This window comes from Pseudomonas sp. 2VD, assembly GCF_005503585.1.
GTDB lineage: Bacteria > Pseudomonadota > Gammaproteobacteria > Pseudomonadales > Pseudomonadaceae > Pseudomonas > Pseudomonas aeruginosa.
On the sequence record NZ_SCND01000311.1, the window covers coordinates 1 to 7,100 of the forward strand.

Consider the following 7,100-nt stretch of genomic DNA (forward strand, 5'->3'; position numbering starts at 1 on the left):
GGGCGTGGCCTTCCCGTTGGTGGGGGCCTCGCTCCTGCTGGTCTGGGCGCTGGACTGGCTGGTGCTGTCGCGGCTGCCGGCGGTTCGCCGGGTCCTGGCTTGAGACCTGCTGCCCGGCGCTCAGTCGAGGTCGAGCTGGCGGGTCTTCCAGAGTGCCGCCAGCAACAGCACGCAGAGCAGCGCCTCGGCGCCGAGCCAGAGGAAGGTGGTTAGCGCCGGCGAGGCGTCGATCAGCACACCGTAGAGACGCGCCGCGCCGCCGCTGGCGATCACCGCCAGGGCGGCGAGCAGGCCGAGCACCAGGTAGCGGGGGCGCAGGGCGGCATAGCCGAGCAGCAGGCCGATGCCGAAGCTGGTGCCGCCGTAGCTGGCGCGCAGGTCGGTGAGGGCGGCGGGGGTGAGCGGTTCGCCGCTGGTGAGCAGGGAGGCGAGCGGGCCGGGGAAGAAGACGAAGCCCAGGCCGAGGACCACGAACAGTGCCGAGCACAGCCAGAGCAGGCGAAGCGGGTGAGTCATGCGGTGTCTCCCTTGGTCATGAAAGGGGCGCATCGACGCGCCCCCTGTTCCTTCTGACCTCAGCCGGCGCCGCGTTGCTCACTTCTCAGGGCTGGAAGGCACCGATGAAGATCGCCGGGTCGACTCGCGCGTCGTTCAGGCTGACGTTCCAGTGCATGTGCGGTCCGGTGGCCCTGCCGGTGGCGCCGACCTTGCCGAGTACGCCGCCGCGCGGCACCTGCTGGCCGAGCTTCACGTCGATCTTCGACAGGTGGCAGAACATGCTGATGAAGCCCTGGCCATGGTCGACGAACACCGTCTTGCCGTTGAAGAAGTAGTCGCCGATGAGGATCACCTTGCCGGCCGCCGGCGCCTTGATCGGCGTACCGGCCGGTACCGCGAAGTCTAGACCGGAATGCGGGTTGCGCTCTTCGCCGTTGAAGAAGCGGCGCAGGCCGAAGGGGCTGGAGAGCGGACCGTCGACCGGCTTGTCGAGCATCAGGTTGCTGGGCAGGCCGGGACTGAAGCGGCGGTAGGCGGCGGTCTGCTCGGCGAGTTCGCGCTCGATGCGCTTGAGGTCTTCCGGCAGCGGATTGACCTGGCGCTTGTTCTTCAGGGTGATGCGCTGCTCGCGGTAGTGCTTGCTGCCGACGCTGAAGCGCTCCTCGTGGTTGCCGGTCGCCGCCCGCACTTCCAGCTTCTGCGGGCCGGGCTTGGTGCTCAGCGGGATGCCGACCACGGCGATCCAGCGGCGGCCTTCCTCGCGCACCACCAGCACCGGCTTGCCCTGGTAGAAGGCCCGCGGCGGCGGGCCTTCCTCGCCGAGGTCGACCACCGCCACCCCGCCGGGCACCGGCTTGTTCAGCAGGCGCATGATGAAGCTGTCGGCCTGGGCGGGCAGGGCGCAGAAAGCGGCGAGCAACAGCGTGGAAACGAAGGCTAGGGTGCGGGGCATCGGCTTCTCGACTCGTCGGGCGTCAAAGCCGTCTATGCTGGCGGAAGAGCGCGGCGGGGGAAAGCCCGCAAGGGTTGCAAACGTTTTCACCTGCGGCACTCTGTCGCGCCCGGCGTTTTTACTTTTGCCCCGCGCTCAGGCATAAAGGGCCCATTCTCCGGAGAACCGACGATGCCCCTGTCACGGCGCCCCGTGGCCTGGCTGGCCAGCCTGGCCGTGCTGATGAACCTGTTCGTGGTGCCGCTTTCGCAGGCGCTGACGACGCAGGAGCGCGCCTCGTTGCTGCTCGGCGGCTTCTGCAGCACCTCGTCCGATTCGCTGCTGCGCCTGAAGCTGAGCGCCGCGTTCAAGGACATCGATCTTCCCGACGACCACGAGAGCCTGGCCCCGCACCTCTGCTGCTGCGCCGGTGCCGCCGGCACGCCCGGACTGGTCGCCTCCTGGCCGGCATTGCCGCTGGCGCCGCTGGCCAGCCCGGCCCGTAACGCCTTCTCCGCCACCGACCTGCCTCCCCTGCGCTATTGGCGCCTCGCCAATCCGCGTGCCTCTCCTGTCGCCTGACTCCTCCCCCGCGCCTTCGACAACCTGGACCTTCGGGTCGGGGCAGGTCGCGGCGCAATACCCTAGCTTCCCCCATGGAATCGCCGGTCCGACGGAAAAAGACCGGTCATACGCTACTGGAGAGTCACCATGCGCACATCCTTCTTCGCTGCCGCGGCCCTGCTGGCCGTTTCCGCTTTCGCCCAGGCCCACGAGTACAGCGCCGGCCAACTGCACATCGAGCATCCCTGGGCGCTGGCCCTGCCGCCGACCTCGCCGAACGGCGCGGCCTACTTCGTGGTGCAGAACCACGGCAAGGAAAACGACACCCTGCTTGGCGCCGACACGCCGCGCGCGGCTTCCGCCGAGGTGCACGAGCATGTGCACAAGAACGGCATGATGAGCATGCAGAAAGTCGACAGCGTCGACGTCGCACCAGGCAAGGACCTGCGCTTCGCTCCCGGCGGCTACCACCTGATGCTGATGGGCCTGAAGCAGCCACTGGTGGCCGGCGAGCGCTTCCCGCTGACGCTGCATTTCCGCAAGGCCGGCGACGTGCCGGTGGAAATCGTCGTCGAGTCCAAGGCGCCGGCCGAACAGGGCGGGCACGAGCAGCACGGCCACTGAGCGCCGTGTCGAGCAGGGGCGCCCGGCGCCCCGCCTTTGCGTGCGAGGTTCAGAGCATGAACAGCAACAGATATCCCTTGCCGGCGCAGACCGGCCTGGTGGTGGCTCCCAGCCTGCCGCCGAAGAACTCCACCCTGCGTCCGGACCAGCTCAACAAGCGCCTGAGCAGCGCCTGGCACCATCTCTACGACCTTTGCCCGGAACTGCTGAAGATCGATCCGCCGGATGGCCTGACCATCCTCCGCGGTTTCCTGCAATGGGCGGCCGAGCAGAAGGCCGCCTGGAACTGGGCGATGCACCTGCGCCTGTACTGCTGGCTGTTGCAGTCGCCGTTCGGCGCCAAGGTGACCGACGAGCATCTGGAGGTGCTGATGGACGCCTCCGCCGCGCGTTGGACGGTGGACGACACCAGCGCCAACCGCGGCATCCTCCTGGCCAGCCAGGGCGGTGCGCACATCACCCAGGACTGGAAGGCGCCGCAGGCCGGCGCCGGCACGCGCGTGCCGCTGGAGCGCCTGGACCTGCCGGCGCCGAACTGGACATTCGCCTATTGCGCGGTGCCCGACCCGCGGCTGCGCGAGTTTCCGGGCTGGAAGCCGTTGCCGGCGCGTGGCTCGCTGGTCGGTTGAGCGCTCGCCGCCCCGCGTACGGGGCGGCGTCGTTTCAGCGGTTGGCCAGGGCCCGCTGGTTGGAGTCGTAGATGTTGTCGCGTTCCGGAACGTGCCGGCCGGCGAGGCTTTCCAGCCATTCCTCGGTGCTGAGCACGGCGGCGAAGGAGGACTGCAGGACGATGCCGAAGATCCGGTGGATCTCTTCCGCGCTGGCCTGGCCGGCGCGGTTGCGGTAGGGCACCGAGCCGCTGGCGTCGTGCAGGTATTCCACCTGCCAGCCTTCGTGGATCGCCTGGCGGATGGTCGAGTCGTCGCAGTGCTGGGTCATGTAGCCGACCACGGCGAGGGTGTCGATGTCGCGTTCGCGCAGCCAGTCGGCCAGCCCGGTGCCGACGAAGGAACTGGCCAGTTGCTTTTCCACCTTGTGCTGGTAGGGCCGCGAGGCGACCACCTCGTGCAGCTCGGCCTGCCGGCTGCCGTGCGCGAACAACGGCGAGTCCGCCGGCGCCAGGTGCTGCACCACGACGATCGGGATGCCCGCCGCGTGGGCGGCATCCATGGCGGCGCCGATGCGTTCCAGCGACGATTGGATGGCGGGAAATTCGATACGCAGGTTGCCGCTGACGTATTCGTTCTGTACGTCGATGACCAGCAAGGCGCGTTTGGGTTGACGTGCGGACATGGCGTTTCCTCCTGAGTGGGTGAGGCGGATTCTGGTCCCGGTGCGGCGTAGCGAGTGAGTGGCCTGAGAGACAACTTTCGCTAGAATCGGGCCAACCCGCTCATACCCACCGAGGTGCGCATGTCCCGCCAGTCCGTGGCCGTGGTGGCCTTCGACCGCATCAGTCCGTTCCACCTGTCGGTGCCCTGCCTGGTGTTCGGCCAGGAGTGCTACGACCCCTGCGCGCAGGCCTTCGACCTGCGTGTCTGCGCCGCCGAGCCGGGCCGGCTGCGAACCACGGTGGGGTTCACCATCGAGGCCGAGGCCGGGCTGGAAGCGCTGGCCGAGGCGCAGACCGTGATCGTGCCGAGCTGGCGCGATCCACACGAGCGTCCGCCACAAGCGCTGCTCGAGGCGTTGATCGCGGCCCGTGCACGCGGTGCGCAACTGGTGGGCTTGTGCCTGGGGGCCTTCGTGCTGGCCGAGGCCGGGTTGCTCGACGGTCGCCGCGCCACCACCCACTGGATGTGGGCGGAGGATTTCGCTGGGCGCTTCCCTGCGGTGCGGGTGGAGCCCGACGTGCTGTACATCGAGGACGACGGCCTGCTGACCTCGGCAGGCACCGTCGCCGGCATCGACTGCTGCCTGCACCTGGTGCGCCAGCGGCTCGGCGCGCAGACTACCAATCACCTGGCCCGGCGCCTGGTGGTGGCGCCGCATCGACAGGGCGGCCAGGCCCAGTTCATCGAGCAGCCGCTGCCGGACAGCGCCCAGGACGGCCGTCTCGGCGAGCTGCTGGTGTGGCTGCGGCAGAACCTCGACCAGGCGCACAGCCTGGACAGCCTGGCACAGCGGGTGCTGATGAGCCGGCGGACCTTCACCCGGCATTTCCGCCAGCTCACCGGCACCACCGTCAGCCAGTGGCTGCAGGCCGAACGCCTGGCCCTGGCCCAGCGCCTGCTGGAAACCACCGAGCATTCGGTGCAGGCGATCGCCGGGCTGGCCGGCTTCGGCTCGGCGGTGTCGTTGCGCCAGCAGTTCTCCGCCGCGTTCGGCCTGCCGCCGCTGGGCTACCGGCGCGCCTTCGCCTCCTAGTCCGCCGGAGGGCGCTTCTGCAACTGCTGGCGCCAGAGCGCGTCCATCGCCTGCAACTGCACCGGGCCGAACAGCGCCTGCGTCGCGCCGGTGTGCCAGGCCCAGAGCTGGTCGCCGAAATCGTAGTGCCACCATTCGCTGGGCAGGTTGCTGAAACCGGCGTCGAGCATCGCGTGATAGAGCAGGCGACGATGATCGCGGACGCGTCGCTGGCGCGCGTCGGGCTCCGCCAGGCGTTCGAAGTAGGCGGTGTAGGAGGCCGGCACGGCTTCGTCGAAGGCGCTGCCCATGTCCAGCCAGCGGCCCTGGGCGTCGCACAGGGTGACGTCCACCGCGCCGCCGGTGAGATGCGGGCTGGGCGCCTCGCGGCTGCTGCTCGGCGGCGAGACGAACTGGCGGGTGAGCCGTTCCAGCTCGGCTTCGCCGGCCCGTGGGTAGTGCGCGGCCAGGGCGCTGGACAGGCTGTCGTAGAGATACTGCTGCACGGCGAACGGCCGCCAGGCGTCCAGCACCACCAGGCGTACGCCGCCGGGGAGGGCGGCGGCGACCCGCAGGAGACGCTCGAAGACCTCGCCGCGAGCGTGGCACTCCGGGATCGCGTGAGGAATTCCGAGCTTGTGGTAGGCCGGCCAGACGCTGAACTCGCGGCTCAGCCCGAGCGCCTCCAGCGGCGTGCCGGCATCGACGATGGGGATGCCGGCCACGGCGTGCCAGTCGGGCTCCGGGAGAACGGGGATGGCTTGGGTGAAGTCGGTCATGGTGTCAATTGAGCAGGCGTGGCAGCCACAGGGTCAGGGAGGGGAACAGGATCAGCAGCGAGAGTACCCCCAGGGCCAGCAGGATGAACGGCCAGATACCCTTGAACATTTCCAGGATATCGAGGCGGCTGATGGTCGCCACGATGAACAGGCAGGCGCCCATTGGCGGGGTGATCAGGGCGATGGTGATGTTCAGGGTGAAGATCAGCCCCAGGTGCACCGGATCCACGCCGGCGGCCAGCGCCACCGGAGCGACTATCGGTGTCAGCAGCATCAGTACCGAGACCTCCTCCATGAGCATGCCGCAGACGAAGATCACCGCGCTGATGATGAACAGCATCAGGGTCGGCGAGTGGCCGAACGGCTCCAGCAACTGGGCGAACTCGCTGGCGACCTGGGCGTAGTTGAGCAACCAGTTGACCACCGAGGCGGCGGCGATGATCACGTAGATGCTGGCGGTCAGGCGTATCGTCTCGCGCAGCGAGTTCCACAGCCCGACCAGGCTCAGTTGGCGCTGGAGCAGGCCGACCAGCGCCACGTAGAGGGCGATCAGGGCGCCCGACTCGGTGGGCGTGACCAGGCCCAGGACGATTCCGGCGACGATGATCACCGGCGCGATCAGCGCGGTCAGGGCGCCGGACAGTGCCGCCAGGATCTCGCCCCAGGCCGGTGCCGCATGGCGCGCCTGCAGCCCGTTGCGGTAGGCGTACACCGCGTTCAGCAGCATGAAGGCGGCGGCCAGCAGCAGGCCGGGAATCACCCCGGCGAGGAACAGCTCGCCCACCGAGGTGTTGGTCAGCGAGGAGTAGAGGATCATGAAGATGCTCGGCGGGATGATCGGACCGATCAGCGAACTGCCCGCGGTCAGCCCGGCGGCGAAGCGCCGCGAGTAGCCTTCCTTTTCCATGGCCGGCACCAGCAGGGTGCTGAGTGCCGAAGCGTCGGCCGCGGCGGACCCGTTGACCCCGGCGAAGAACACCCCGGCGACCACGTTGACGTGGCCGAGGCCGCCGCGGAAGTGGCCGACCAGGGCGTTGGCCAGGCGCATCAGGCGCGGGGTCATGCCGGAATGGTTCATCAGGTTGCCGGCCAGCACGAACAGCGGGATCGCCATCAGCGAGAAGATGTCCATGCCGCCGAAGAAGCGCTGCGGCAGGGTGTTGGCGAACAGCGCCGGGTCGACGAAGAGGAACCCCACCAGCGCGGTGAGCAGCAGGCAGAGGAACAGCGGCAGGCCGAGCAGGAGGTTGACCACGAAGGCCGCGATCATGGCGATGGCCATCATGCCTGCGACCCTCCCTCGACGGTGGTGCTGGCCGGCTGCCGCGGCCAGGGGCCCTGGAGCAACAGCATGAGGG

At 69.0% G+C, this 7,100-nt stretch carries 9 protein-coding genes and 1 pseudogene; 4 read left to right on the forward strand and 6 right to left on the reverse strand.

Translation table 11 applies throughout. The annotated features are described in order from the left end of the window. Window positions 1–120 precede the first annotated feature (120 nt). Both FFS27_RS25290 and FFS27_RS25295 read right to left on the reverse strand, forming a co-directional pair. Window positions 121–516, reverse strand: coding sequence for a DUF4345 domain-containing protein (locus FFS27_RS25290; protein WP_003092748.1), 396 nt, complete (start codon window positions 514–516; stop codon window positions 121–123). Between the two features lie 85 nt (window positions 517–601). After that, entirely contained in the window at window positions 602–1,450 is an 849-nt protein-coding gene (locus tag FFS27_RS25295) for a M23 family metallopeptidase (protein WP_003092745.1), read from the reverse strand. Window positions 1,451–1,621: 171 nt separating this feature from the next. Between FFS27_RS25295 and FFS27_RS25300 the strand changes: the two genes are divergently transcribed. From FFS27_RS25300 to FFS27_RS25310, 3 genes are all read left to right on the forward strand, one after another. After that, window positions 1,622–2,011, forward strand: coding sequence for a DUF2946 family protein (locus FFS27_RS25300; RefSeq protein ID WP_003119299.1), 390 nt, complete (start codon window positions 1,622–1,624; stop codon window positions 2,009–2,011). A 129-nt stretch (window positions 2,012–2,140) separates the two neighbouring features. After that, window positions 2,141–2,617 (forward strand): copper chaperone PCu(A)C, encoded by a 477-nt coding sequence (locus tag FFS27_RS25305; RefSeq protein WP_003109794.1) that lies wholly within the window; start codon window positions 2,141–2,143, stop codon window positions 2,615–2,617. Window positions 2,618–2,673: 56 nt separating this feature from the next. After that, window positions 2,674–3,246, forward strand: coding sequence for a putative natural product biosynthesis protein (locus FFS27_RS25310; protein WP_003122107.1), 573 nt, complete (start codon window positions 2,674–2,676; stop codon window positions 3,244–3,246). Between the two features lie 34 nt (window positions 3,247–3,280). Here the strand turns inward: FFS27_RS25310 and FFS27_RS25315 are convergent, their stop codons facing one another. Further along, entirely contained in the window at window positions 3,281–3,910 is a 630-nt protein-coding gene (locus FFS27_RS25315; RefSeq protein ID WP_019486549.1) for a cysteine hydrolase family protein, read from the reverse strand. Between the two features lie 120 nt (window positions 3,911–4,030). Here FFS27_RS25315 and FFS27_RS25320 point away from each other — a divergent pair, with 120 nt between their 5' ends. Continuing rightward, window positions 4,031–4,984: a GlxA family transcriptional regulator gene (locus FFS27_RS25320; RefSeq protein ID WP_019486548.1), complete on the forward strand. Its 954-nt coding sequence runs from the start codon at window positions 4,031–4,033 to the stop codon at window positions 4,982–4,984. Here the strand turns inward: FFS27_RS25320 and FFS27_RS25325 are convergent. From FFS27_RS25325 to FFS27_RS25335, 3 genes and pseudogenes are all read right to left on the reverse strand, one after another. Then, a complete protein-coding gene (locus FFS27_RS25325) occupies window positions 4,981–5,742 on the reverse strand; it encodes a M15 family metallopeptidase (RefSeq protein WP_009313463.1) in 762 nt (253 codons plus the stop codon). The genes FFS27_RS25320 and FFS27_RS25325 overlap by 4 nt on opposite strands. Window positions 5,743–5,746: 4 nt before the next feature. Beyond that, window positions 5,747–7,027 (reverse strand): TRAP transporter large permease, encoded by a 1,281-nt coding sequence (locus FFS27_RS25330; protein WP_023097274.1) that lies wholly within the window; start codon window positions 7,025–7,027, stop codon window positions 5,747–5,749. Then, window positions 7,024–7,100, reverse strand: a pseudogene (locus FFS27_RS25335) (TRAP transporter small permease); the annotation flags it as partial. The gene FFS27_RS25330 and the pseudogene FFS27_RS25335, both read right to left, overlap by 4 nt.

Coding starts and splice junctions, on each gene's coding strand:
- FFS27_RS25290 (WP_003092748.1), bottom strand. CDS start 516: ATGACTCACCCGCTTCGCCTGCTCTGGCTGTGCTCGGCACTGTTCGTG.
- FFS27_RS25295 (WP_003092745.1), bottom strand. CDS start 1,450: ATGCCCCGCACCCTAGCCTTCGTTTCCACGCTGTTGCTCGCCGCTTTC.
- FFS27_RS25300 (WP_003119299.1), top strand. CDS start 1,622: ATGCCCCTGTCACGGCGCCCCGTGGCCTGGCTGGCCAGCCTGGCCGTG.
- FFS27_RS25305 (WP_003109794.1), top strand. CDS start 2,141: ATGCGCACATCCTTCTTCGCTGCCGCGGCCCTGCTGGCCGTTTCCGCT.
- FFS27_RS25310 (WP_003122107.1), top strand. CDS start 2,674: ATGAACAGCAACAGATATCCCTTGCCGGCGCAGACCGGCCTGGTGGTG.
- FFS27_RS25315 (WP_019486549.1), bottom strand. CDS start 3,910: ATGTCCGCACGTCAACCCAAACGCGCCTTGCTGGTCATCGACGTACAG.
- FFS27_RS25320 (WP_019486548.1), top strand. CDS start 4,031: ATGTCCCGCCAGTCCGTGGCCGTGGTGGCCTTCGACCGCATCAGTCCG.
- FFS27_RS25325 (WP_009313463.1), bottom strand. CDS start 5,742: ATGACCGACTTCACCCAAGCCATCCCCGTTCTCCCGGAGCCCGACTGG.
- FFS27_RS25330 (WP_023097274.1), bottom strand. CDS start 7,027: ATGATGGCCATCGCCATGATCGCGGCCTTCGTGGTCAACCTCCTGCTC.